We start from the raw sequence: 24,774 nt of genomic DNA, 5'->3' as shown, positions 1-24,774 counted from the left end.
CCTTCGAGTGCTTAAGCCGCGTCGTCTTCCAAGTCGATCTCGTCAACGAGGCTCACGACTTCGCGATCAGCGTAGTGGCCGCAGGCGGCACAGACGTGATGCGGGCGCTTCAGCTCACCACAATTGGGGCATTCGTTTGGGTTGCCCGCAACCAGCGAGTCATGCGCGCGGCGGTTGTTGCGGCGCGATTTCGATACTTTGTTCTGTTGGACAGCCATGTCACAACCTCAATTCCTGTGGGCCAGATGGCCCGGTTTCACGGGTGTACGCGGCTCTTAATCCGTAGTGAGCCGCCGGTTCAACCCTCAATTCCGATGAGAGCGCGAAAATACAGAGATTTGTTGCCGGGGCAAGCGATTCTTGACGCGTTGCGGCGCGGCCGTCTTCACTCTTCCCCCTTGAGTTGATCGCGCAGTGTCTTGAGGCCGGCAAAGGGCTTGGTGTCCTCGTCGGTCAGTGGTTCCGCGCCCTCGGCGGTTGCGGTCATCTGGCCCAGTCCCGCGCCATCGCTGCGCGGCCAGGGCGGAAGCGCAAGGCTGAGCGCCTCGATCATCACCCGGCGCAGATCGATCTCTTGACCCAAGGGTTCCAGCGTGTCGTCCTCGGGCATCTCCATCTCTTCTCCGGGGGCAAGATCCGGCGGTTCGGCGTCGGGGGAGAATCGGCGTGTGACGGGTTCGTCGATGCGGGTCGTGACGGGGTCGAGCGTCACGACGCATCGCTGCACGACCGTGGCCCCCAAGGTGGCCGTTAGGAGCCAATCGGTGCGGCCCTCTGCGGAAATGCGCCCGCTGAGGCGCAATTTGCGCAGGTCGAGAAGTCCGAGATCCTCTGCGATCTGCTTGCGCCTGGCAGCATCCGGTGTGATCTCGAACGGCATCTCGTCCTTGCCGCGCAGATGCGCGACGCGGATCACTTCGGGATTTTGCGTCTCATCGGGCATGTTTCCCTCTGCTTCCTTTCTTGAACCTGCAGGCCACCTTGATGTAAGCGGGATAAAAGCCGCGCGCGGCCATGACAAGAGGGCAGACATGACAGGTACCACATCCCGACTGCTTCGCGGCCTTGTGCTGTGTGGTCTGCTGACCGTTGCGGCCTGTAGCGCCACCTACAAGAACCATGGCTATGTGCCGCCCGCAGATGACCTTCAGAACCTTATCGTCGGTGTGGATACACGCGCCACGGTGGATGATGTGGTGGGCCCGCCGTCGCTGTCGGGAATGTCGGACGAGGGTGACTACTACTATGTCCGCTCACGCAAGCGCACCTGGGGCATGTTCCGCCCGCAGGTAGTAGAGCGGACCGTGCTCGCGATTTCGTTCAACGATGATAACACCATCGCCAACATCGAGACGTTTGGGCTTGAGGACGGCAAGGTCGTGCCGCTGACGCGCCGTGTGACCGACAGCTCGGTCGTCGATAATGGCTTCTTGCGGCAGATGCTCGGTAACCTCGGGAACATCAATCCCTTCGCGAACGACACCGAATTCGGCAGCTAGCGCCGTCATGCGTCTGTCATGCCTTGTGTGCTAGCGGGGGCTTGGCTAGGCTCACGCTGGTATGTGAAGAGGCTGCAATGACAGGCGAGAGGCGGTATCTGGCGCGGCGCGGCGTCGGCGACGAGGATATCCGGCGGGCACAAGCCCTGCGGGTGGTCGCATTCCTCGGTCAGGACAGCGGGCTTGATGTCGATCCTTTCGATGATATTTGCGACCACATATTAGTCGAGGAGAGCGCGACGGGTCGGCTCGTCTGCTGTTTTCGTATTTTGACCCTCAACGATGGCTGTGAGATCGCACAGAGCTATTCGGCACAGTTCTACGAATTGTCGGCCCTTGAGGAGTTTGACGGCAAGATGGCCGAGATGGGCCGGTTCTGCATCGCACCCGGCCTGAACGACCCCGATATCCTGCGCGTTGCGTGGTCTGCGATGACCCGGTTCGTGGATGAGCAGGGCATCGGGATGCTGTTTGGATGTTCGTCGTTCAAGGGTGTGGACGCGGGCGATTATCTCGACGCTTTTGCCGTGCTGCGCGAGCGGCATCTGGCCCCGCGTCGCTGGTGGCCGCGCGTCAAGGCACCAAGCGTCTTTCGATTCGCGCAACGCCTCAAGAGGCACAAACCCGATCTGAAATTGGCCATGCGCCACATGCCGCCTTTGTTGCGCACATATCTGATGATGGGGGGCTGGGTGAGCGATCACGCGGTGATCGACCGCAACCTTGGCACGCTGCATGTCTTTACCGGGGTCGAGATCGGGGCCATTCCCGATACGCGAAAGCGGCTGTTGCGGGCGATGGCGGGCTGAGGGTGCTTGACCGCGCCGGGGCGGCGGGATAGCCCGCGCCCATGGCACGTGCACCGCTTCTCCAACTCAACGATATTTCCCTCACCTTTGGGGGCGAGCCGATCTTTGACGCGCTGTCGCTTGTCGTGCAGCCGGGTGACCGGGTGGCGCTGGTGGGGCGCAACGGATCCGGCAAATCGACGCTGATGAAGGTCATGGCCGGGCTGGTGGAGCCGGACCGGGGCGAGCGCATCGTGACGCCCGGGACATCCGTGGGCTACATGGAGCAAGAGCCCGAGATGAAAGGCTTTGCCACCCTTGGCGAGTTCGCGATGAGCGAGCTGGACGCGGGCGAGATGTACCGTGTCGAGATGGCCGCCGAGGGGCTGAAATTCGATCCTGACCGCCCCGTAGAGACCGCCTCGGGCGGGGAGCGGCGGCGCGCGGCATTGGCCAAGCTGATGGCTGAAGCGCCGGAGTTGATGCTGCTCGACGAGCCGACCAACCACCTTGATATCGAGGCTATCGGATGGCTGGAGACGCAGCTGCGCGAGACGCGCAAAGGGTATGTGCTGATCAGCCACGATCGCGCCTTTCTACGTGAGCTTAGCCGTGCAACCCTCTGGATTGATAGGGGAATGGTGCGCAGGCAGGAGCGCGGTTTTGAGGGATTTGAGGCCTGGCGCGACAAGGTCTGGGAGGAAGAGGACCAACAGCGCCACAAGCTCAACCGCAAGATCAAGGCCGAGGCCCGGTGGGCGGTCGAAGGCATCAGCGCGCGGCGCAAGCGCAACCAAGGCCGGGTGCGTGCGTTGCAGGAGTTGCGGGCCGAGCGCAGCAGTCAGATCCGCCGTCAGGGCACGGCTGCGATGGCGCTCGATTCCGGTCCGTCCTCGGGGCGCAAGGTGATCGAAGCGGACGGAATTTCAAAGCGTTACGACGATAAGCTCATCCTGAGTGAGTTCAGCATCAAGATCCTGCGCGGGGATCGTGTGGCCTTTGTCGGGCCCAACGGCGTGGGCAAGACGACGCTGCTAAAAATGCTGATGGGCGAGGTCGCGCCGGATACCGGACGTGTGACCCACGGCACTAACCTGCTGCCTGCCGTTTTCGATCAGGCGCGGGCGCAGCTTGCGCCTGAAATGAGCCTGTGGGAGAGCCTGACCGGCGATATCGACATGCGCGTCTCGGGGCAGGCGGATCAGGTTCTGGTGCGCGGACAGCCGCGCCACGTGGTGGGCTATCTCAAGGATTTCCTGTTTGACGAGCGGCAGGTGCGCGCGCCGGTCAAGTCCTTGTCGGGCGGGGAAAAAGCGCGGCTGTTGCTGGCCAAGTTGATGGCGCGGGAAAGCAACCTGCTGGTGCTCGACGAGCCGACCAACGATCTCGATATTGAGACGCTGGACCTGTTGCAGGAATTGCTCGACGATTACGACGGCACGGTTCTGCTGGTCAGCCACGACCGGGATTTCCTGGACCGCGTGGCAAGCACGACCATCGCGATGGAGGGCGACGGGCACGCCACTACCTATGCCGGCGGCTGGAGCGACTACCGCGCGCAGCGGGGCCGGGATGAGGTCGCGCCGATGGAAATAAAACCCGAGAAAACAGAAGGTAAAGCGGCAAAGTCAAAGCAGGACAAGTCCTCGAAATTGAACTTTACCGACAAGCATCGGCTGGAGGAACTGCCGGGGGTGATCGCGCGGCTGGAGGCTGAGATCGCCAAGCTGGAAGGGCTGCTTGCCGACGCCGATCTATTTACCCGGGAGCCGGTGAAATTCAAGAAGGCGACCGAGGCGCTGAGCGCGCGGCAGGCGGCTCTGGCGCAGGCCGAGGAGGAGTGGCTGACGCTGGCGGAAAAGGCCGAGGCTGAGGGCTGATTTCACCTGTAAGTCGCGGAGTTGCGCGGCTATGCTCGCCCCCATGAGTGGATCGGATCGCAGCATGAGGGATCGTGTCAGGCTCTTGTATGAGGGCCGCTCAAAACGTGCCACGCGGTTTCGCTATGCGCTTTTGATTTTCGATGCAGTCTCGATCATCTTTTTCCTCGCCACGGCGACCATGCCGCTCGGCGCGGAGTTGATTGCGGCGGATGCGGGGATTGCTGTGGTCATCCTTGCGGATTTTGCCTGCCGGTTGTGGATCGCCGAGAACCGTTTGCAGCATTTGCGGCAAGTCTATGTGATCATTGATGTTCTGGTTCTGGCCTCGCTGGTTGCCGCGCCGTTTCTCGGGCAGGGTTGGGCGGCGCTGCGGTTGTTGCGGGCGCTGCGGCTGGTGCATTCGTATCACCTGCTCAAGGACCTGCGGCGTGATGTGCGGGTCTTTCGGTTGCACGAGGATGCGATTGTCGCGGCGGTCAATCTGTTGGTGTTCATCTTTGCGATGACGGCGCTGGTGCTGGTGCTGCGCGGTGGGCAGGAGCCGGGGCTAAACACTTATGTCGACGCACTTTATTTCACCGTGACGACGCTGACCACGACCGGCTACGGCGACATTCTCATGACCACCGGCACCGGGCGATTGCTGGCCGTGGGCATCATGGTGGTCGGGGTCGGGCTGTTTCTGCGATTGGCGCGGGCGATCTTTCTGCCGGCCAAGGTGCGGCAGAAATGCGAGGGCTGCGGGTTGCTCAGGCATGACCCGGATGCGATCCATTGCAAGCATTGCGGGCGTGAAATCAAGATCGAGACCGAAGGCTCTGATTAGCGGGCTGTATCGCGTCGGTATTCTGTCGGTATTGCGTCGGTGCGTTTTGGCGGCGCGCGGTGCGCGCGGTCCGGTTCACTTTCCTTAAACCTTTCGGGGTCTGATCCTCATCAAGCGGGCAAGAGGCCTGAACCGATGCGGGATCAAGGAGAGTGGCACGATGATACTGGATTTCTTCCGGCAGGGTGGTGAGGCGGAGGCGCAGGCCGTCCCTGAGCAGAAGGCGAGCGCCACGGGACGCGTCGTCGCCTGGGGCGGGGCCGGTCGCGTGGCGTGGAGCCCGCGTGACGTGGTGAGCCTTGCGCGGACCGGCTTTGCGGGCAATCCGGTGGGGTTTCGTTGTGTCAAGATGATCGCCGAGGCCGCCGCCGCGCTGCCGCTGGTGATGCAGGACGCCGAGCAACGCTTTGCGGTGCATCCCGTGCTGAGCCTGATCAAGATGCCGAACCCGGCGCAGGGGCGGGCGGAGTTGTTCGAGGCGCTTTATGGCCAGCTGCTCTTGACCGGCAATGCCTATGTCGAGGCCGTGGGTGCGGGCGGCGTGCCGGTGGAGTTGCACGTGCTGCGTCCGGACCGGATGAGCGTGGTGCCGGGCGCGGATGGCTGGCCGGTTGGCTATGAATATGCCGTGGCGGGACGCAAGCATCGGTTCGATGTCTCCGACGGCGCCCCCTGCATCTGCCATATCAAGAGCTTTCACCCGCAGGACGATCATTACGGGCTGTCGCCGTTGCAGGCGGCGGCGCAGGCGGTGGATGTGCACAATGCCGCGAGCCGCTGGTCGAAGGCGCTGCTGGACAATGCCGCGCGGCCCTCGGGGGCGATTGTCTACAAGGGGGCCGAGGGGCATGGGGCGCTCGGCTCGGATCAGTATGACCGGTTGGTCGCCGAGATGGAGGCGCATCATCAGGGCGCGCGCAATGCAGGCCGCCCGATGCTGCTGGAAGGCGGGCTTGACTGGAAGCCGATGGGCTTCAGCCCGTCCGACATGGAATTTCAGAAAACCAAGGAGAGTGCGGCGCGTGAAATCGCGCTTGCCTTTGGGGTGCCGCCGATGTTGCTGGGTATTCCCGGCGACGCGACATTCGCCAATTACCAGGAGGCGAACCGGGCGTTTTACCGGCTGACGGTGTTGCCGCTGGCCACGCGCGTCAGTGCCGCCGTGGCGGCGTGGCTGGCGCGGATGGCGGGAGAGGCGTTCGAGTTGCGCCCCGATCTCGATCAGGTGCCGGCGCTGTCGGCGGAGCGTGATGCGCAATGGGTGCGGGTGGCGCAGGCGGAGTTCCTGACCGCGGCGGAAAAGCGCGATTTGCTGGGCCTGCCCGCATTGCCTGAGGGCGATGCCGATGGCTGAGGGCGCGCCGCCGCCGCGCTACGGGTTCGAGCCCTTCGACTGCGCGCCCGCGCTGCGGCTGGAGGCGCATGAACGGGTCTCGGAATTGCAGGTGAAGGCGACGCAGGACCGGCTTGAGCGGTTGGAGGCGGCGCTGGAGCGGCTGGAGCGGCGGCTGTGGCTGGCGGTGTACGGCGTGGTCGCGGCGATATTGGTGCAGGCGTTTCAGCCGATCCTGGCGGCGTTGCCGTGAGTTTGGAAACGAAAGGATGAGGTGGATGGAGAACGGACTTGAGCGCAAGTTCGCGCGACCCGAGGGCGCGGCGCTGAGCGTGACCGACGAGGGGCGGATCGAGGGCTATGCGAGCCTCTTTGACGCGCCCGATCAGGGCGGGGACGTGGTGGCCAAGGGGGCCTATGCCGCGAGCCTGAAGCGGCTGACCGCCGAGGGGCGGCGCGTCAAGATGCTGTGGCAGCACGATCCGGCGCAGCCGATCGGCATCTGGGACGAGGTGCGCGAGGATGCGCGCGGCCTGTATGTGAAGGGCCGCTTGCTGGAGAGCGTCGGACGTGCGCGCGAGGCGGTGGCGCTGATCGCGGCGGGCGCGATTGACGGGCTGAGCATCGGGTACCGGACGCTGCGCGCGACCAAGGGGGACAAGGGCCGCAGGCTCTTGCAGGAACTGGAGCTTTGGGAGGTGTCGCTGGTGACCTTTCCGATGCTGCCCAGTGCGCGGGTGGCGGCCAAGGGCGAGCGCCCGGCGGACGAGACCTTGCGTGATTTGGCGGCTGTGTTCGACGCGGCCCGCCGGGAGATGGCGCGGATGTAACCCCCGCGCGACCAGACCAAGCTGAAGGGAAAAACGATGACAACCCAAGCGCAGGCTCGGGCCGGGGAAGATCTGTCTCCGGCGGCAGAGGTGAGCACCGCCGTGGCGGGGTTTCTGAGCGAATTCAAGGGCTTTCAGTCCGAGATTCACAAACGGCTTCAACAGCAGGAAGAGAAGATGACCATGTTTGAACGCAAGACAATCGCCATGGCGCGCCCGCATCTGGCCGCCGCTGCCGACGCAGGCGCCCCGCATCGCAAAGCTTTTGATGCTTATCTGCGGGCGGGGGACGATGACGGGCTGCGCGGGCTGGAGCTTGAGGGCAAGGCGCTCAATACCTCGGTCGCCGGTGAGGGCGGGTATCTGGTCGACCCGCAGACAGCCGAGACGATCCGTTCGGTGCTGAGCTCGACCGCGTCGATTCGTGCCGTGGCCAATGTGGTGGCGGTCGAGGCCACGAGCTTTGACGTGCTCATTGACCATGCCGATGTGGGCCATGGCTGGGCCACCGAGACCGGCGCCGTGGCCGAGAGCGACACGCCGATCATCGACCGCATCAGTATCCCGCTGCACGAGTTGAGCGCGCTGCCCAAGGCGTCGCAGCGGCTGCTCGATGACAGTGCCTTTGATGTCGAGGGCTGGCTGGCGGGGCGCATCGCCGACAAGTTCGCGCGCGCCGAGGCGGCGGCGTTCATCGCGGGCGACGGGGTGGACAAGCCGCGCGGGTTCCTGACGCATCCGGCGGTCGATAACGAGGTCTGGGCCTGGGGCAATCTGGGCTATGTGCCCACGGGCGCGGACGGTGATATCGGCGGGCCCGATCCGATCATCGACCTGGTTTATGCGCTGGGGGCGCAATACCGCGCGTATGCCACTTTTGTGATGAATTCGCGCACCGCCGGGGCCGTGCGCAAGATGAAGGATGCCGATGGGCGGTTCCTGTGGTCGGACGGTCTGGCGGCCGGAGAGCCTGCGCGGCTCTTGGGCTATCCGGTGCTGATCGCCGAGGACATGCCGGATATTGCGAGCGGGGCGGATGCCATTGCCTTCGGTGATTTCGGCGCGGGCTATACGGTGGCCGAGCGCCCCGATCTGCGGGTGTTGCGCGATCCCTACAGCGCCAAGCCGCATGTGCTGTTTTACGCGACCAAGCGCGTGGGCGGCGATGTCAGCGATTTCAAGGCGATCAAGCTGTTGCGGTTCGCCGTCTCGTAAGGGGCGGTGATCGGGGCGGGGGCGGCTTGGCCCCCGTCCGGGGCGCGCGTGGCCTTTGATACGGCGTTGTTCAGTCACCCCCCTCCGTCCGTGCAACGCCGGGCGGCGCGCGCCTCACTCACCGGAGGGGTCCGGGATATATGGAGTAGGTCCATGATGTTGATGGAAGAGACCGCGGTGCCCCTGGCCGCGCTGCCGCTGGCGGAATTCAAGGCGCATCTGCGGCTGGGGACGGGGTTTTCGGATGGCGATATCCAGGACCCCGTATTGGAGAGTTTCCTGCGGGCCGCGCTGGCGGCGATCGAGGCGCGCACCGGCAAGGTGTTGCTGGAGCGCGACTTTTCCTGGGTGCTGAGCGGCTGGCGCGATGCCGAGGGGCAGGCGCTGCCGGTGGCCCCGGTGAGTGCGATCCTGCGGCTGGCGTTGCGCAATCGCGACGACGAGGAAGAGGTGATCGCGCCTGCGCTCTACCGGTTGGAGCGGGATGCGCATCGCCCGGTGTTGCGCCCGGCGGGCCGGTTTCTGCCGTCGATCGCGCCGGGGGGCGTGGCCGAGATCGTGTTCCGCGCGGGCTATGGCGCGGGCTGGGCCGATATGCCGTCGGATCTGGCGCAGGCGGTGCTGATGCTGGCGGCGCATTACTACGAGTATCGCCACGAGACCGGGCTGAGCGGCGGCTGCATGCCGTTCGGTGTGTCGAGCCTGATCGAGCGCTATCGCACGGTGCGTTTGCTTGGTGGGGGCGCGCGGTGATGGCGGTGCGGCTCAACCGGCCCCTCGTGCTGGAGGCGGCGGTGCGCAGCCCCGACGGGGCTGGCGGGTTCAATGAGACCTGGCAGCCGCGCGGCACGCTTTGGGCGGAAGTGCGTGCGCGCACGGGCCGTGAGACCGAGGGCGAGGGGGTGAGCGTCGCGCGGGCGGCGTTTCGGATCACCGTGCGCGCCACGCCGCAAGGCAGCCCGCAGCGCCCCGAACCGGGGCAGCGGCTGCGCGATGGCGCGCGGATTTTCACCATCCTGTCGGTGACCGAGCAGGACGCAGGGGGGCGGTTTCTCACGCTCTGGGCCGAAGAGGAGGTGGTGACATGAGTTACGGCGTGGCGGCGGCGTTGCAACAGGCGGTGTTCGAGCGGTTGCGCGGGGATGCGGCTTTGGCCGCTTTGCTGGGTGACGCGATTTATGACGCGGTGCCCAATGGCGCTGTGCCGCCGCTTTACGTGACGCTTGGCCCCGAGGATGCGCGGGCGCGCGGCGATGGCACTGCGGCGGGCGCGTGGCACCGGCTGACGGTGACGGTGGTCAGCGAGGCGGCGGGGTTTCTCGAGGCAAAACAGGTGGCGGGTGCCGTGAGCGACGCGCTGGAGGGGGCGGAGATGACGCTCAACCGAGGGCGCGCCGTGGCGGTGCAGTTCTGGCGTGCGCGGGCCCGACGCGAGACCCGTGGGAGCCGTCGCCGGATCGACCTGACTTTTCGTGCGCGTGTCGATGACGGCGCCTAACCCAAGATGATGGAGTAAGACCAATGGCAGTGCAGAACGGCAAGGACCTGCTGATCAAGATCGACCTCAACGGCAGCGGTAATTTCCAGACGGTGGCGGGGCTGCGGGCCACGCGGGTGAGTTTCAACGCCGAGAGCGTCGATGTGACAAGCCTCGAGTCGGCCGGGGGCTGGCGCGAATTGCTGGCCGGGGCCGGTGTGAAATCGGCCAGCATCAGTGGCTCCGGTGTTTTTCGGGATGCGGCGAGCGATGAGCGCGCGCGGCAGCTCTTCTTTGACGGGGAGATGCCGGATTTTCAGGTGGTGATCCCGGATTTCGGCACCATCGAGGGGCCGTTTCAGGTGACGGCGATCGAATATGGCGGCACCCATGACGGCGAGGCGACCTATGAGCTGGGCCTCGCCTCGGCGGGGCGGCTGAGCTTTACGGTGCTCTGAGCATGGCGAACCCCTGGGCAGGCGAGGTGGCGCTGGTGATCGGCGGCGAGCGGCATGTGATGCGGCTCACGCTGGGGGCGCTGGCCGAGTTGGAGGCGGCGCTGGACCAAGGCTCGCTCGTCGATCTGGTGGCGCGGTTCGAGGAGGGGGCGTTTTCCAGCCGCGATGTGCTGGCGCTGATCGTCGCGGGGCTGCGCGGCGGCGGTTGGCACGGTGCTGCGGCGGATTTGCTGAGTGCCGAGATCGAGGGCGGGCCGCTGGCGGCGGCGCGGGCTGCGGCGGAGTTGCTGGCGCGGGCCTTTGCCCTGCCCGGGGCGGACGGGTGAGGGACCGGTTCGACTGGCCTGCGCTGATGCGGGCGGGGATGCAGGGGCTTGGCCTGAAGCCCGCCGAATTCTGGGCGCTTACGCCGGTGGAGTTGCGGCTGATGCTGGGCGAGCGCGAGGGCGTGCGCCCGATGGCGCGGGACGGGCTGGAGGCGCTGCTCAGCGCCTTTCCCGATGAGCAAGGAGAGATGAGCGATGGATGAGCTGGAGCGCGCCGACGATCTGGAGGCGCAGATCACCGCACTCGACGATGCACTGGGGCAGGCCACCGGCATGGCGGCGGCGTTCAATGCGGAACTGGGCCGGGTGCGGGGCGGTTTCGCGAGCGCGGGCCAGGATGTGCAGACGCTCGACCGGGGGCTGAGCCGGGGCCTGCGCTCGGCCCTGCGGGGTGCGGTGGTGGAGGGGGACAGCCTGTCGGACAGCCTGCGCAGGCTGGCGACGATCATGGTCAATACCGCCTTCAATGACGCGACGCGCCCCGTCACGGACCAATTGGGCGGGCTGATCGCGCAAGGGGTTGGGGGCCTCGTGCAGGGGCTGTTTCCGTTCGCCAAGGGGGCGAGTTTCTCGCAGGGGCGGGTGCAGCCCTTTGCCACTGGCGGGATTGTGAGCGGGCCGGTGACGTTTCCGATGCGCGGTGGCACCGGGCTGATGGGTGAGGCAGGGCCGGAGGCGATCATGCCGCTGAGCCGTGGTCCTGACGGGCGTTTGGGCGTGCGCGCGCAGGGCGGCGGGGGTGTCAGCGTGGTGATGAATATCCAGACGCCGGATGTGGACGGGTTTCGCCGCAGCCAGGGGCAGATCGCGGCGCAGCTGGGCCGCGTGATCGGGCGCGGCGGGCGTAATCGCTGAAAGGGAGCGGGACATGGGATTTCACGAGGTCAGATTTCCGGCGAGCCTGAGTTTCGGCTCGCTTGGCGGGCCGGAGCGGTTGACGGATATCGTCACGCTCGCCAACGGGTTCGAGGAGCGCAACACGCCCTGGGCACAGGCGCGCAGGCGCTATGATGCGGGGGTGGCGCTGCGCTCGCTCGACGATGTCGAGGCGCTGATCGCGTTCTTTGAGGCGCGGCGCGGGCAGCTTTTTGGCTTTCGCTGGAAAGACTGGACCGATTTCAAATCGGGGAAGGCCAAGGCCACGCCGGATTACCGCGATCAGGAGATCGGGTTTGGCGATGATGCGACGGTGGCGTTTCAACTGGTCAAGACCTACCGCTCGGGCGAGCAGGTGGCGGTGCGGCCCATCGTCAAGCCGGTGCAGGGCAGCGTGCGCATGGGGCTCTCGAATGTCGAGATGCGCGAGGGGGTGCATTACGAGGTGGATACGGCCACCGGCATTGTCACGTTTTCCGAGCCGCCCAATCGTGATGTGGCGATCACCGCGGGCTATGAGTTCGACGTGCCGGTGCGGTTCGATACCGACCGCATCCAGACCAGCCTTGCCAGTTTTCAGGCAGGAGAAGTGCCCAATGTGCCGGTGGTGGAGATCCGGGTATGAGCGGGCTGTTGGCGCATATGGGAACGGGCGTGACGACCACCTGCCGCTGTTGGGCGCTGACACGGCGCGACGGGGTGGTGATGGGGTTCACCGATCACGACCGGGCGTTGGCGTTCGAGGGGGTCGCGTTTCGCCCCGATACCGGGCTGAGCGCGCTGGCGGTGCAGCAGTCGACCGGGCTGTCGGTGGACAATACCGAGGCGCTGGGCGCGCTGAGCGACGCGGCCATTCGCGAGGCCGATATCGAGGCCGGGCGCTATGACGGGGCGGAGTTGCGCGCCTGGCTGGTGAATTGGCAGGACGTGGCGGCGCGGGCGCTGATCTTTGCCGGCACGATTGGCGAGTTGCGACGCGCAGGCGGGGCCTTTGAGGCGGAATTGCGCGGGTTGACGGATGCGCTCAACGTGTCTTTGGGGCGGGTCTATCAGAAGAGTTGCAGTGCTGTTCTGGGGGATCGCGATTGCACGTTTGATCTGGATACGCCGGGGTATGTTTCTGAGCGTCCTGCCGAGGTGGTGGAGGAGACCCGCGTGTTTCGCTTTGGCGAGGTGGGTGGGTTCGAGGAGGATTGGTTTCGGCACGGGGTGATCCGGGTGTTGAGCGGTGCCGCCACGGGGCTGATTGGGTTGATCAAGCGCGACCGTGTGGAGGGCATGGGCCGGGTGATCGAGCTATGGCAGCCTTTGGGCGCGCAGGTGGTGGCGGGCGATGCGCTGCGGATCGAGGCGGGGTGTGACAAGCGGATGTCCACCTGTCAGTTCAAGTTCGACAACCTGCTGAATTTTCAGGGGTTCCCGGATATTCCCGGTGATGACTGGACGATCACCGATCCAACAAAGAGCCCGGCACTGGATGGCGGGAGTCGCAGGTGAGCGGGCAGGGGGCGCGGATCGTGGCGGCGGCGCGGGGCTGGATCGGCACGCCTTACCGGCATCAGGCGGCCTGTCGTGGGGCGGGTTGCGATTGCCTCGGCTTGGTGCGGGGGATCTGGCGTGAGGTCAGGGGCGATGAGCCCGAGCGCCCGCCGGCCTATTCGATGGACTGGGCGGAACCGGCCCGGCAGGAGGCGCTGTGGCAGGCCGCCGCGCGGCATCTGCGGGCCAAGGCATTGCGCGAAGAGGGACCGGGTGACGTGATCCTCTTTCGTATGCGCGAAGGGTCGGTTGCCAAGCATCTGGGCATCGTGGCCGAGACCGGCGCGCGGGCCACGTTCATCCACGCCTATTCGGGGCATGGCGTGGTCGAGACCGCGCTGAGCGCGCCCTGGCGGCGGCGCATCGTGGCGCGATTTCAATTTCCCGAGGAGGGCTGAGCCATGGCAACCATTCTGTTATCCGCTGCCGGGGCGGCGATTGGTGGGGCCGTGGGTGGCTCTGTCTTGGGGCTGTCGTCGGTGGCGATCGGGCGGTTTGCGGGGGCCGTCATCGGGCGGTCGATCGATCAGCGGCTGCTGGGGCAGGGGTCGGAGGTGGTCGAGACCGGCCGCGTCAGCCGGTTGCGCCTGACCGGCGCGGGCGAGGGCGACGCGATCAGCCAAGTTTACGGGCGCATGCGCGTGGGTGGTCAGGTGATCTGGGCCACCGAGTTTCGCCAGAATGTCACCGTGACGCAAGGCAACCGGGGCGGCGGCAAGGGCAGCCCGCGCCCCGCCACGCCCGACACGCGACAGGTTGGCTATTCGGTGAGCCTCGCACTCGCGCTCTGCGAGGGAGAGATTTCCCGCGTGGCGCGGGTCTGGGCGGATGGCACCGAGGTGTCCTTTTCGGGGCTGAACATGCGCGCCTATCCCGGCTCGCGCGACCAACTGCCCGACCCCAAGATCGAGGCGGTGGAGGGGGCGGGCAACGTGCCTGCCTATCGCGGCACCGCCTATGTGGTGATCGAGGATCTGGATATCTCGCAATTTGGCAACCGCGTGCCGCAGTTCAGTTTCGAGGTCTGCCGCCCGTCGCAGGCCGAGACGCCGGGCGCGGATCTTGACCCGGTGCGCGCGGTGCGCGGCGTGGCGCTGTTGCCGGGCAGCGGGGAATATGTGCTGGCGACGACCCCGGTCACGATGGATTTCGGGTTCGGGTCGTCGGGCGTCGCCAACGTGAACACGCCCTCGGAGCAGTCCGATTTCGTGACCGCCCTCGAAGGGCTGACCGGGGAGTTGCCCGCCTGTCATGCGGCGTCGCTGGTGGTGAGTTGGTTCGGGGATGATCTGCGCTGTGGCGCGTGCCGGATTCGCCCGCGTGTGGAGCAAAAGCAGTTCGATGCCTCCAACATGCCGTGGGAGGTGTCGGGGCTGCGCCGTGCGCAGGCGGGGGAGGTGCCGAAGGATGGCGACGGTCGCGAGGTTTATGGCGGCACACCCACCGATCAGGCGGTGATCGAGGCCATTCTCGCCCTGCAACAGGCGGGGCAGGAGGTGCTTTATTACCCGTTCATCCTGATGGAGCAGATGCCGGGCAATGGGCTGCCCGATCCGTGGAGCGATGCAGGCGATCAGCCGGTGCTGCCTTGGCGCGGGCGGATCACCACCTCGAAGGCACCGGGACAGGACGGCAGCCCGGATCAGACGGCAGCGGCGGAGGCCGAGGTGGCGGCGTTTTTCGGCACCGCGCGGGCGGCGGATTTTACCGTGACGCCAATTGCGGCGCAGCCGGTGGAGCAGGCGGGGGCAGGGGTGCTCGACCTGCTGAGTTTCGGCGGCGCGGTAAAGCGCAGCCCGGTGGCCTATCATGGACCGGATGAGTGGTCTTACCGGCGGTTCATCCTGCATCAGGCGGCGCTCTGTGCCGCCGTGGGCGGTGTCGAAAGCTTTTGCATCGGCTCGGAAATGCGCAGTCTCACGCAGATCCGGGGTGAGGGGAACAGCTTTCCGGCGGTGGCGCAGTTGATTGATCTGGCGGCGGAGGTGCGCAGCCTGCTGGGACCAGAGGTCAAGATCAGCTATGCCGCCGACTGGTCGGAATATTTCGGCTATCAGCCGGGGGACGGCGACCGGTTCTTTCATCTTGATCCGCTCTGGTCGAATGAGAATATCGACTTTCTCGGGATCGACAATTACATGCCGCTCAGCGATTGGCGTGAGGGGGATGCGCATCTGGATGCGGATGCCTGGCCGTCGATCTACGATCTGGATTATCTGCACGCCAATATCGAGGGCGGCGAGGGCTATGACTGGTTCTATCCCAGCCCCGAGGCGCGTGCGGCACAGCGCCGGGTGCCGATCACCGATGAGGCCTATGGCGAGCCGTGGATCTGGCGGTTCAAGGATCTGCGAAGCTGGTGGGAGAACCGGCATTTCGAGCGGGTTGGGGCGGCGCGGCGCGCCACGCCCACCGCATGGGAGCCGCAGTCCAAGCCGATCCGCTTTACCGAATATGGCTGCGCGGCGGTGGACAAGGGCACGAATGAGCCCAACAAGTTTCTCGATCCGAAATCGTCGGAGTCGCGCCTGCCGCGTCATTCCACCGGGCAACGGGATGAGTTGATCCAACTGCAATATCTGCGGGCGATGGCGGGGTATTGGGCCGATCCCGTGCGCAACCCTGCGTCAGAGGACTTCGAGGGGCGGATGATCGACATGGATCACGCCTATGTCTGGGCCTGGGACGCGCGGCCCTATCCCTATTTTCCCGCCAATCTCGAGTTGTGGTCGGATGGCGGGAACTATGCGCGGGGGCATTGGATTTCGGGGCGGGTGAGCGGGCGCAGGCTGGCCGATGTGATCGCGGAACTCAGTGGGCGTGCGGGTGTCACGGCGCTTGAGGCACCGGCAAATCTGGGTTTCGTGCGGGGCTATCTGGTCGATCAGGTGAGCGAGGCGCGCGCGGCGCTGCAACCGCTGATGCTGGCGCATGGGGTGGATGCGATCGAGCGCGGCGGCGTTTTGCAATTCCGCCGCCGCGACGGGCGGGCCGATCACATGGTCGATCTGGCGCGCGTGGTGCGCGACCCGGAACTGGGCGGTGTGATCGAGCAGACGCGCGGCAGTGATCTGGAACTGGCGGGCCGGGTGCGGCTGCGCTTTTTGGAGGCGGATGGCGATTTCGAGGCGATCTCGGAAGAGGCGATCTTGCCGGATGAGGTGACCCATGCGGTGGCGATGTCGGAAATGCCGCTGGCGCTGACGCGGGCCGAGGGGCGGCAGGTGGTGGAACGGTGGCTCTCGGAGGCGCGGGTGTCGGTGGACACGTTGCGCCTGACGCTGCCGCCCTCGCAATTAGCCACTGGGGCGGGGGATGTGATCGAGTTGCCCGAGGGCGAGGGCGGCGCGCGGTTCCGCATCGACCGGGTGGAGCAAATGGGCAACGCGCAGCGCGTCGATGCGGTGCGGATCGAGCCTGAGAGTTTCCGCCCCATATTGATCGGGGATGCTCCGGCCCGCTTGCGCCCGTTCAGCGCGCCGGGGCCGGTGACGCCGCTTTTTCTGGATTTGCCGCTGCTCACGGGGGAGGAGGTGCCGCATGCGCCGCATCTCGCGGTCACCGCCAATCCCTGGCCGGGCACGGCGGCGGTCTATGCCTCGGACGAGGATGCCAATTACCGGCTCAATACGCTGATCGCGGCGCGCAGCACGGTGGGGCTGACCGAGACGCCGCTTTTCCCGGCGCGCAGCGGGCTGGTGGACCGGGGCGAGGGGCTGTTCGTGCGGATGCGCTTTGGGACGCTGGAGAGCGTGAGCGAGGCGGCGCTGCTGAACGGGGCCAATCTGTGCGCCATCGGGGATGGCACGCCGGGGGGATGGGAGTTGTTCCAGTTCCGCGATGCCGAACTGGTGGCACCTGAGACCTATATCCTGCGGCACCGGTTGCGCGGGCAGTTGGGGACCGAAGGGGCCGGGGTGTGGCCGGTGGGCGCGATCCTCGTGCGGTTGGATGGCGTGCCGCAGCAGATCGAGCTTGCCGAGGCGCAGCGCGGGCAGGCGCGGCATTACCGGATCGGGCCGGGGGGGCGGCCGGTGGATGATCCGAGTTTCGGCCATGCGGTGATCGCCTTTGACGGGGTGGGTCTGCGGCCCTATGCGCCGGTGCATCTGCGGGCGGTGGAGGCGGGCGGTGATCTGCGGGTGACGTGGATCAGGCGGACGCGGGTTGGCGGCGATCGGTGGGACACGCCCGAGGTGCCGCTTGGCGAGGAGAGTGAGGGCTATCTGCTGCGGGTGCGGCGCGGGGTTGAGGTGTTGCGCGAGGTAGTGGTGGAGGCCCCGGTGTGGACCTACCCGGCGGCTGCGAGGGTAGCCGATGGACCGGATGCGGGTAAGCGGATCGAAGTGGCGCAGGTTTCGGCCAGTTTCGGGCCGGGGCGGTTCGCGGGGTTGGAGCTGTGATTTAGGGGGCCGGATTGGAGGCAAGTTTGGGCTGTTGCTACCATTGCCGTTTCAGGGACAAGCCGCGCGGTGCCCGACCGCGGGTGGGCGTTGCAACCTCAGTGGGGCGCGCTTTATGGCAGCAAAATACTGCAACGATTACGCGGGTTTGCGACGTTGAAAAAGCGCCCGCCCGGGGGGGCGGTCGGGCGCTGCGCGGCGGCGCGTTCCGCGCCTTGGGTTGAACTTCAACGGCAGCACCAGGCCATAACCGGCCCGCGCCGGCCACCTTTTACCCTGTGCCTGGCAGCAAGGCCCTAGCGCCCCCGGATGCGCGGATCGAGCGCGTCGCGCAGGCCGTCGCCCATGTAGTTGATCGAAAGCACCGTGAGCGAGATCGCGAGGCCGGGCCAGAACACCCGTTCGGGGTAGTCCTGCAGGTATTGCGTGGCGTCGTTCAGCAGCCGCCCCCAGGTCGGGAAATCGGGTGGAAAGCCGAGGCCGAGAAACGACAGTGCGCTTTCGGTGATGATCGCATTGGCGATGCCAAGCGTGGCCGAGACCATGATCGGCGACATCACGTTGGGCAAGATATGACGGGTGATGAGGTTGAAATTCGTGGTCCCGATGGAGCGGGCGGCGAGGATGAATTCGCGCTCTTTCAGGGCCAGCACGTCGCCGCGCACGATCCGCGCCGTGGGCATCCAGCTGGTCACGCCGATGGCCACCACGATCAGGATGAAGATGCCCATTTCAGGGCCGAACATGCCGTTCAGCGCCTCGCGGAACAGAAGCACCATCACCAAGAGCAGCGGCAGCAGCGGCAGCGACAAGAAGAGGTCGGTAAAGCGCATGAGCGGTCCGTCGAGGCGACGGAAGAACCCGGCCAGAACCCCGATCAGCGAGCCCAGCACCAGCGCCAGCAGCATCGCCGTCAGTCCCACGGCAATCGAGGTGCGCCCGCCTTCCAGCATCCGCGCCAGCGTATCGCGGCCCAACTGATCGGTGCCGAACGGATGCGCGAGAGTGGGCCCCTGATTGCGCGAGCGGATGTCGATATAGGTGGCGTCATAGGGCCAGATATAGGGTCCGAGGAACACCGCGAGGATGATGAACAACAAAACCAGCCCACCGGCGAGCGCGCCGCGGTGGCTTTTGAACTGGTCCCAGACATCGCGCCAATGGCTGCGCGGCGGGGCGGTCGGGCCCTCATCCGCGAGGGCGGTGATCGGTTTGGGGGTGTCAGTCATAGCGGATCCTCGGGTCGAGCACGCCATAGAGCACGTCTGCGACGATATTGAAGAACACGATGAGCACCGCGATCATGAAGGTCACGGTCTGCACCATCGGCAGGTCATTGGCCTGAATGGCGGTGATCAGCAGTTGGCCAAGGCCGTTCACCTTGAAGATCTGCTCGGTGATGATCGCGCCGCCGAAGATGTAAGGAACCCCGAGGGCGATCACGGTCACCACCGGGATCATCGAGTTGCGGAGCACATGCACCATGACGACCGCCCATTCCGACAGCCCCTTGGCGCGGGCGGTGCGCACATAATCCTGGTTGAGATTGTCGAGCATCGAGGCGCGCATGAAACGGCTGATCTGCGCCGTGGTCTGCAGGGCCAGCACCATCACCGGCATGACCATTTGCAGGATCTGTTTCTTGAATGTCTCCCAATCCACCACCTCGAGCGTGGTGTCGTAGATCGAGGGCAGCCAACCAAGCTGCACCGAGAAGATCACGATCACCAGCACGCCCGAGAAGAACGGCGGCACCGAGTAGCCCACCATGGTGATGAACGTGCCCGCCTGATCGAAGAGCGAATATTGCCGGTAGGCGGAGTAGATGCCGATGGGGAGCGCAATGAGGATGCCCACCACATAGGACATCGCCACAACCCACAAGGTCTGCGGCATGCGCTGCACGATCACGTCCATGACCGGCGAGCGGAACTGCCAGCTGAGCACGCGCTGCTGGCCTTCGGCGAAGGCGGTGCCGAAGATGTGGTCGAAGAGCAGCATCGGCTCGACCACGAAGAACTGATACATCCATTTGAAAAAGCGCACATGGGTCGGCTCGCCCAGGCCCAGTGCCTCGCGCATGCGTTCCTTGACCTCGGGCGGCACGGTCAGCGGCACCTGCGCCATCGGGTCGCCGGGGGCGAGTTCGAGCAGCAGGAAGATCACGAGGCTGATGAATAGCAGCGTGGGGATCGAGAGCACGAGCCGTCGGATCGTAAAAGTCAGCATGTGCGGCGCCTCTGCGGGGTATTCAATGAAAAGAGGGGCCGGGCATGCGCCCGGCCCTTATCCGGCACGGGCCGGATCACTCCTTGATGCGGTACCAGTCAGCCGCGTTCCACAGCTCGGTATCCCACACGTTTAGCACCACGCCGCCCAGGGTGTTGGACTTGGCCGAGACTCGGCCACGGTGAACGAGGGGAATGATCACGTTGGCGTCTCTGGTGATCATGTTGTTGAGCTTGATGGCGATCTCGGCCCGCTCGTTCAGGTCCGCCGTGCGGCCCAGCTCCTTGACCAGTTCGTCATATTCCGGGTCGCAGAAGCGGTTGATGTTCTCGCCCTGCCACTGGCTCTCGGGGCGCGGGGCCTTGCCGCAGGTGCGCGAGGCGAGATAGTTCTGCGGGTCGGTGCCATCGAAGAGGTTGGCGTACATCTCCACATCGGCATAGAACTTCTGGAAGGTGTCCGGGCTACCCGGATCGCCGCCGAAGAACACCGAGGCCGAGATGTTGCGCAGTTCCGTCTCGACGCCGATCTCCGACCACCACTGCTTGATCAGCGCCTGAAAATCCTGGCGCACGGCATTGGTCGAGGTCTGGAACAGCAGCGAGAGTTCCACGCCGTCCTTGTCGCGCACGCCGTTGCCGTTGCTGTCGGTCCAGCCGGCCTCGTCGAGCAGCGCCTTGGCCCCTTCGATATCATGCGTCAGGCATTCGGTATTGTCGGAGGCGTAGATATCCGGGCCGGGGACCCAGTTGCAGGTCGGCTTGCCCGCCTGACCATATCCGATCTCCGTGAGCAATTCTCGGTCGATCGCCATCGAGAGCGCCTGACGCACTGCCGGGTCGGTGAGGAACGGGTGCGGATGCGCCGCCGTGGCGCGTTCGCCCTCGGGCAGGTCGGGCGAGGGATCGGTCAGGTTGACCTCGATCCGCTCCACGAGCGTGCCGAAAGCGGCAAGCGCCTCGCCCTGGCCTGCCTCTTCCATGTTGGCGATCACGTCGGGCGCAAGCTGCAGATTCCAGGCATAGTCGAATTCGCCGGTTTCCAGCACCGCGCGGCCCGCCGCCGTGGCATCGCCGCCGCCCTTGAAGGTCATGGTGGCAAAGGCGGGCTTCTCGGGGTCGCGATACTCGGGATTGGCCGAGAGCGAGATCACGTCATTGGGGCGGAATTCGTCCACCTTGAACGGTCCGGTGCCGATGGGGGCAAAGTTTTCCTCGGCGCATTCCGAGGCGCGTGCGCCGGTGCATTCGGCATATTGCGCGGCCTGGATAATCGGGGATTGGCCGCCCATGAAGGGGCCGTAGGGGTTGGGTTGGGCGTCGGCGAAATTGACCTTCACGGTCAGGTCGTCGATCACCTCGACCGACTCCACGCCCTCGAACTTGGCAAGCTGCGCGCAGCCGCCTTCGGGGTTCATGCAGTAATCGGCGGTGAATTTCACGTCCGTGGCGGTGAAGGCCGTGCCGTCGGACCATGTCAGCCCCGGCTTGATCTTCCAGGTGATCGACTTGAGGTCCTCGGCGACGCCGCCGTTCTCGACGGTGGGGATTTCCTCGACGAGATACGGAACCATCTCGCCTTTCTCGTTGTAGCGCCCGAGCGGTTCGATCACGAGGCTCGCCGCCTCGATCTCCTTGGTGCCGCCGGACAGGTAGGGGTTCATGATCGACGGCGCCTGCCAGTAGATCACGTTGACATGGCCGTCGGCACCGCGTTCGGCATGGGCCGCAAGGCCAAGGCACGACGCAGCGGTTGCCCCGAGAAGCAGGGATTTCAGGGTCATGGGGTTTACTTCCTCCGGTGTTGGACAGCTCTGGTTCGGCCATCTCGTTTTCGGTTTTGCCGACTGTTTGCCGGGCTTGGCGTGGCGGAAAAGAGGACCGGGGCACACGCTTGTACCCGCACCGCATCCCCGCCGGTTCGTGCATCACAGACCGGATTCCGGCAAAAAGCAAGGGGCGCGTTCTGCGATTCAGGCAATCTGACGTGATCGGATGCACATGGTTTGACACTGAACCCAGAAAGTGAGTAGCGTTTCGGCATTGCCCTTCATGGATGAGAAAAGGCCGCGCCGCATGCTGGATACCCCGATTGCCCGGATCGAGAATCTTCGGGTCACCTTCGAGACCAAGGATGGCCCGGTGGTGGGGGTCGAGGATGTGTCCTTTGAGGTCAATCCCGGCGAGACCGTCTGCATCGTGGGCGAATCGGGATCGGGCAAGTCGGTGTCGTCGCTGTCGCTGATGCGGCTTATCGAATATGGCGGCGGCACCATCGCGGGCGGGCGGATGCTATTTGATCGCCGCGAGGGGGGCGAGGTCGATCTTGTGCAGACCGAACAGGGGCTGATGCGCACGATCCGGGGCAATGAGATCGGGATGATCTTTCAGGAGCCTATGACCGCGCTCAACCCTGTGTTCACCGTGGGGCGGCAGCTGTCCGAGGGGCTGCGCGTGCATCGCGGTATGGACAAGCGGCAGGCCCGTGCGCGGGCGCTGGAGCTTTTGAAGGAGGTGCGCATCCCCGAGCCGGAGCGCCGTCTCGATCAGTATCCGCATGAGCTGTCGGGGGGGATGCGGCAGCGGGTGGTGATCGCCATGGCGCTCGCCTGCAAGCCGCGCCTTCTGATCGCGGACGAGCCGACGACGGCGCTTGATGTGACCATTCAGGCCGAGATCCTGGCGCTGATGGACCGCTTGAAGCGCGACACCGGGACGGCGGTGATCTTTATCACGCATGATATGGCGGTGGTTGCGCAGATGGCCGACCGGGTTGTCGTGATGTTCCGCGGCAACAAGGTCGAGGAGGGCACCGTCGAGCAGATCTTTGAGGCGCCTCAGCATGATTATACCAAGGCGCTGCTGGCCGCCGTGCCGAAGCTGGGCGAGATGCGCGGCAAAGCCTATCCCGAACCGATGAAGCTGGTGGGCGCGGATGCGCAGGATATCAAGCCGATCGAGGGCAGTGACGAGGAGCTGTTGCACGTCAAGGGGCTGACCACGCGGTTCGCCGTGAAGGGCGGGTTTTTTCGCCGGACGGTGGCGAATGTGCATGCGGTCGAGGATCTGTCCTTTTCGCTCGCCAAGGGCCGCACGCTGAGCCTTGTGGGCGAGAGCGGGTGCGGGAAATCCACCGCCGGGCGGTCGATCCTGCGGCTGGTGGAGCCGATGGCGGGCGAGGTGGTGCTGGATGGCACCGATATCATCGCGCTCGACCCCGGGGATTTGCGAAAAGCCCGGGTCGATATGCAAATGGTCTTTCAGGACCCGTTCGCGAGCCTCAACCCGCAGATGAAGCTGGCCGATCAGGTAGCCGAGCCGATGCGCAATTACGGCCTTGTGAGCCGGTCGGAAATGGATGACCGGGTGGCGATGCTGTTTGATCGGGTGGAGTTGCCGCGCTCGTTTTTGCGGCGCTTTCCGCATGAGTTGTCGGGCGGGCAGCGGCAGCGCGTGGCGATTGCCCGCGCGCTGGCGCTGAACCCCAAGCTGATCGTGGCCGATGAGGCGGTGAGCGCGCTTGACGTGAGCGTGCAGGCGCAGGTGCTGAACCTGATGATGGAATTGCAGGCCGAACTGGGGCTGAGTTATCTCTTCATCAGCCATGACATGGCGGTGGTCGAGCGGGTGAGCCACGATGTCGGCGTGATGTATCTGGGCCGGATCGTCGAGCGGGGGCCACGCGCCGCCGTCTTCGAAAACCCGCAGCACCCCTATACGCAGGCGTTGATGAAGGCCGTGCCGGTCGCCGATCCGCGCCGCCGCAAATCCGAGAAGGATTTGAATTTCAAGCCAATCCCTTCGCCGATCCATCCGGTGGGATACGAGCCGGGGCCGTCGGAGTATAAAGAGGTGGACCCGGGCCATTTCGTGCTGACCTCGGAAAGCGGCTATTGATCATGACCCAAAGACTGACGCCGGTCGAGCTGATGAGCAAGCTCGTGAGCTTTCCCACCGTGAGCCGTGACAGCAATCTGCCGCTGGTGGATTGGGTCGAGGACTATCTGCGCGAGCATGGCATCACCGCGCATCGCCATTATGACGAGACCGGGGAGAAGGCCGCGCTGTTCGCCCATGTCGGACCGGAGGTCGAGGGCGGTGTGGTTCTGTCGGGGCATACCGACGTGGTGCCGGTGGATGGCCAGCCGTGGACCTCTGACCCGTTTACCGTGGAGGAGCGGGACGGCAAGTATTTCGGGCGCGGTTGTGTCGATATGAAGGGCTTTGACGCGCTCGCCATCTGGGCGCTGGTCGAGGCGCATCTGCTGGGTGTGGCGCGGCCCCTTCAACTGGCGCTGAGCTATGACGAGGAGGTGGGCTGCGTCGGTGCGCCGCCGATGATCGAGCGGATGCTGGAGGTCTTGCCACGCGCGGAGCTTGCGATCATCGGAGAGCCGTCGACCCTGCAGGCGGTGACCGGCCACAAGGGTGGTCTGGGCTACGACGTGCATGTGGTGGGCTTCGAGGTCCACAGCTCGATCATGCACCGGGGCGTCAACGCGATCATGGCTGCCGCGCCGCTGATCGACTGGGCCAATCAGCAAAACGCCGAAGACCGGGCGCGCACGCCGTCGGAACTGGGGTCAATGTTCGAGCCGCCCTGGACGACGCTGCATGTCGGCCAGATCTCGGGCGGGACGGCGCATAACATCACCGCAAAGGACTGCCGCTTCGGCATGGATTTCCGCGTCGTGCCGGGTGAGGACCCCGAGGAGTGGGGCGCGCGGTTCGAGGCGCGGGTCGCGGAGGCCGAGGCCGAGATGCAGGCGGTGCATCCCGACACGCGGATCGAGCTGCGCCGCAAGTTCCGCGTGCCGGGGTTGCAGCCGGAAGAGGGCGGCGCGGCGGAGGGGCTGGCGCGGCAGATCACCGGCGACAATGGCCGCCACGTGGTCAGCTATGGCACCGAAGCCGGTCAATTTCAGGAGCGCGGCTATTCGGCGGTGATCTGCGGGCCGGGCGACATCGCGCAGGCGCATCAGCCGGACGAGTTCATCACCGTGGCGCAGTTCGACGCGGGGCATGATTTCATGCGACGGCTGGTCGAGAAATTGCGGGGCTGAGGCCAGCCCCGGCCGATGCGCGAATGGCCC

Annotated in this window: 26 protein-coding genes; 21 read left to right on the top strand and 5 right to left on the bottom strand. The window is 65.5% G+C overall.

The annotated features are described in order from the left end of the window. Positions 1-11: 11 nt before the first annotated feature. Positions 12-218, bottom strand: a complete 207-nt coding sequence (gene rpmF, locus PVU19_RS11680) for a 50S ribosomal protein L32 (RefSeq protein ID WP_050661262.1) — start codon at positions 216-218, stop codon at positions 12-14. Between the two features lie 167 nt (positions 219-385). Then, complete coding sequence (locus tag PVU19_RS11675) at positions 386-943, bottom strand: YceD family protein (protein ID WP_082237321.1); 558 nt, start codon at positions 941-943, stop codon at positions 386-388. A gap of 88 nt (positions 944-1,031) precedes the next feature. Between PVU19_RS11675 and PVU19_RS11670 the strand changes: the two genes are divergently transcribed. The 19 genes from PVU19_RS11670 to PVU19_RS11580 all read left to right on the top strand — a co-directional run bounded on the left by PVU19_RS11670 (position 1,032) and on the right by PVU19_RS11580 (position 17,453). Then, positions 1,032-1,499 (top strand): outer membrane protein assembly factor BamE, encoded by a 468-nt coding sequence (locus PVU19_RS11670; RefSeq protein WP_050661261.1) that lies wholly within the window; start codon positions 1,032-1,034, stop codon positions 1,497-1,499. A 77-nt stretch (positions 1,500-1,576) separates the two neighbouring features. Continuing rightward, positions 1,577-2,308, top strand: coding sequence for a GNAT family N-acetyltransferase (locus PVU19_RS11665; RefSeq protein ID WP_050661260.1), 732 nt, complete (start codon positions 1,577-1,579; stop codon positions 2,306-2,308). A 41-nt stretch (positions 2,309-2,349) separates the two neighbouring features. Then, positions 2,350-4,167: an ABC-F family ATP-binding cassette domain-containing protein gene (locus tag PVU19_RS11660; protein ID WP_050661259.1), complete on the top strand. Its 1,818-nt coding sequence runs from the start codon at positions 2,350-2,352 to the stop codon at positions 4,165-4,167. A gap of 64 nt (positions 4,168-4,231) precedes the next feature. Continuing rightward, positions 4,232-4,996 carry a potassium channel family protein gene (locus PVU19_RS11655; RefSeq protein WP_050661293.1) on the top strand — a complete coding sequence of 255 codons (765 nt, stop codon included), beginning with the start codon at positions 4,232-4,234 and terminating at the stop codon, positions 4,994-4,996. A gap of 160 nt (positions 4,997-5,156) precedes the next feature. Then, entirely contained in the window at positions 5,157-6,350 is a 1,194-nt protein-coding gene (locus PVU19_RS11650; protein WP_050661258.1) for a phage portal protein, read from the top strand. Beyond that, positions 6,343-6,582: a GTA head formation protein, RCAP_rcc01685 family gene (locus PVU19_RS11645; RefSeq protein WP_050661292.1), complete on the top strand. Its 240-nt coding sequence runs from the start codon at positions 6,343-6,345 to the stop codon at positions 6,580-6,582. The genes PVU19_RS11650 and PVU19_RS11645 overlap by 8 nt, the downstream gene beginning before the upstream one ends. A gap of 25 nt (positions 6,583-6,607) precedes the next feature. Further along, positions 6,608-7,159 (top strand): HK97 family phage prohead protease, encoded by a 552-nt coding sequence (locus tag PVU19_RS11640; protein ID WP_082237319.1) that lies wholly within the window; start codon positions 6,608-6,610, stop codon positions 7,157-7,159. Positions 7,160-7,195: 36 nt separating this feature from the next. After that, a complete protein-coding gene (locus PVU19_RS11635; protein ID WP_050661256.1) occupies positions 7,196-8,374 on the top strand; it encodes a phage major capsid protein in 1,179 nt (392 codons plus the stop codon). Between the two features lie 153 nt (positions 8,375-8,527). Further along, on the top strand, positions 8,528-9,127 hold the full coding sequence (locus PVU19_RS11630) for a head-tail connector protein (protein WP_050661255.1): 600 nt from the start codon (positions 8,528-8,530) through the stop codon (positions 9,125-9,127). Next, positions 9,127-9,462: a head-tail adaptor protein gene (locus tag PVU19_RS11625; RefSeq protein ID WP_050661254.1), complete on the top strand. Its 336-nt coding sequence runs from the start codon at positions 9,127-9,129 to the stop codon at positions 9,460-9,462. Before PVU19_RS11630 ends, PVU19_RS11625 begins: the two co-directional genes overlap by 1 nt. Beyond that, the gene (locus PVU19_RS11620; protein WP_050661253.1) at positions 9,459-9,872 is read left to right on the top strand and encodes a DUF3168 domain-containing protein; all 414 of its coding nucleotides are present in this window, start codon (positions 9,459-9,461) and stop codon (positions 9,870-9,872) included. Before PVU19_RS11625 ends, PVU19_RS11620 begins: the two co-directional genes overlap by 4 nt. A 23-nt stretch (positions 9,873-9,895) precedes the next feature. Continuing rightward, on the top strand, positions 9,896-10,309 hold the full coding sequence (locus PVU19_RS11615) for a phage major tail protein, TP901-1 family (RefSeq protein WP_050661252.1): 414 nt from the start codon (positions 9,896-9,898) through the stop codon (positions 10,307-10,309). Positions 10,310-10,311: 2 nt separating this feature from the next. Continuing rightward, positions 10,312-10,635, top strand: coding sequence for a gene transfer agent family protein (locus tag PVU19_RS11610; RefSeq protein ID WP_050661251.1), 324 nt, complete (start codon positions 10,312-10,314; stop codon positions 10,633-10,635). After that, the gene (locus PVU19_RS11605; RefSeq protein WP_050661250.1) at positions 10,632-10,838 is read left to right on the top strand and encodes a rcc01693 family protein; all 207 of its coding nucleotides are present in this window, start codon (positions 10,632-10,634) and stop codon (positions 10,836-10,838) included. Before PVU19_RS11610 ends, PVU19_RS11605 begins: the two co-directional genes overlap by 4 nt. Further along, positions 10,831-11,490: a phage tail tape measure protein gene (locus tag PVU19_RS11600; protein WP_050661249.1), complete on the top strand. Its 660-nt coding sequence runs from the start codon at positions 10,831-10,833 to the stop codon at positions 11,488-11,490. The genes PVU19_RS11605 and PVU19_RS11600 overlap by 8 nt, the downstream gene beginning before the upstream one ends. A 13-nt stretch (positions 11,491-11,503) precedes the next feature. Continuing rightward, a complete protein-coding gene (locus tag PVU19_RS11595; protein WP_050661248.1) occupies positions 11,504-12,136 on the top strand; it encodes a DUF2460 domain-containing protein in 633 nt (210 codons plus the stop codon). Beyond that, a complete protein-coding gene (locus PVU19_RS11590; protein WP_050661247.1) occupies positions 12,133-13,008 on the top strand; it encodes a DUF2163 domain-containing protein in 876 nt (291 codons plus the stop codon). Before PVU19_RS11595 ends, PVU19_RS11590 begins: the two co-directional genes overlap by 4 nt. Beyond that, positions 13,005-13,448 carry an NlpC/P60 family protein gene (locus tag PVU19_RS11585; protein WP_050661246.1) on the top strand — a complete coding sequence of 148 codons (444 nt, stop codon included), beginning with the start codon at positions 13,005-13,007 and terminating at the stop codon, positions 13,446-13,448. The genes PVU19_RS11590 and PVU19_RS11585 overlap by 4 nt, the downstream gene beginning before the upstream one ends. A 3-nt stretch (positions 13,449-13,451) precedes the next feature. Continuing rightward, the gene (locus PVU19_RS11580) at positions 13,452-17,453 is read left to right on the top strand and encodes a baseplate multidomain protein megatron (protein ID WP_050661245.1); all 4,002 of its coding nucleotides are present in this window, start codon (positions 13,452-13,454) and stop codon (positions 17,451-17,453) included. Positions 17,454-17,749: 296 nt separating this feature from the next. On the opposite strand, the gene PVU19_RS11575 is transcribed toward PVU19_RS11580, so the two are convergent. The 3 genes from PVU19_RS11575 to PVU19_RS11565 form a co-directional block, all read right to left on the bottom strand. Further along, on the bottom strand, positions 17,750-18,682 hold the full coding sequence (locus PVU19_RS11575) for an ABC transporter permease (RefSeq protein ID WP_050661244.1): 933 nt from the start codon (positions 18,680-18,682) through the stop codon (positions 17,750-17,752). Further along, on the bottom strand, positions 18,675-19,682 hold the full coding sequence (locus PVU19_RS11570) for an ABC transporter permease (protein WP_050661243.1): 1,008 nt from the start codon (positions 19,680-19,682) through the stop codon (positions 18,675-18,677). Before PVU19_RS11570 ends, PVU19_RS11575 begins: the two co-directional genes overlap by 8 nt. Before the next feature lie 76 nt (positions 19,683-19,758). After that, complete coding sequence (locus tag PVU19_RS11565; RefSeq protein WP_050661242.1) at positions 19,759-21,465, bottom strand: peptide ABC transporter substrate-binding protein; 1,707 nt, start codon at positions 21,463-21,465, stop codon at positions 19,759-19,761. A 292-nt stretch (positions 21,466-21,757) separates the two neighbouring features. Between PVU19_RS11565 and PVU19_RS11560 the strand changes: the two genes are divergently transcribed. Further along, positions 21,758-23,578 carry an ABC transporter ATP-binding protein gene (locus tag PVU19_RS11560; RefSeq protein ID WP_050661291.1) on the top strand — a complete coding sequence of 607 codons (1,821 nt, stop codon included), beginning with the start codon at positions 21,758-21,760 and terminating at the stop codon, positions 23,576-23,578. Positions 23,579-23,580: 2 nt separating this feature from the next. Next, positions 23,581-24,744, top strand: coding sequence for an acetylornithine deacetylase (gene argE / locus PVU19_RS11555; RefSeq protein WP_050661241.1), 1,164 nt, complete (start codon positions 23,581-23,583; stop codon positions 24,742-24,744). The last annotated feature ends 30 nt before the right edge of the window (positions 24,745-24,774 follow it).

It is taken from the genome of Roseovarius tolerans (assembly GCF_028885395.1).
In the GTDB taxonomy this organism is placed as follows: Bacteria; Pseudomonadota; Alphaproteobacteria; order Rhodobacterales; family Rhodobacteraceae; genus Roseovarius; species Roseovarius tolerans.
This window is presented reverse-complemented; position numbering and strand designations above follow the sequence as displayed.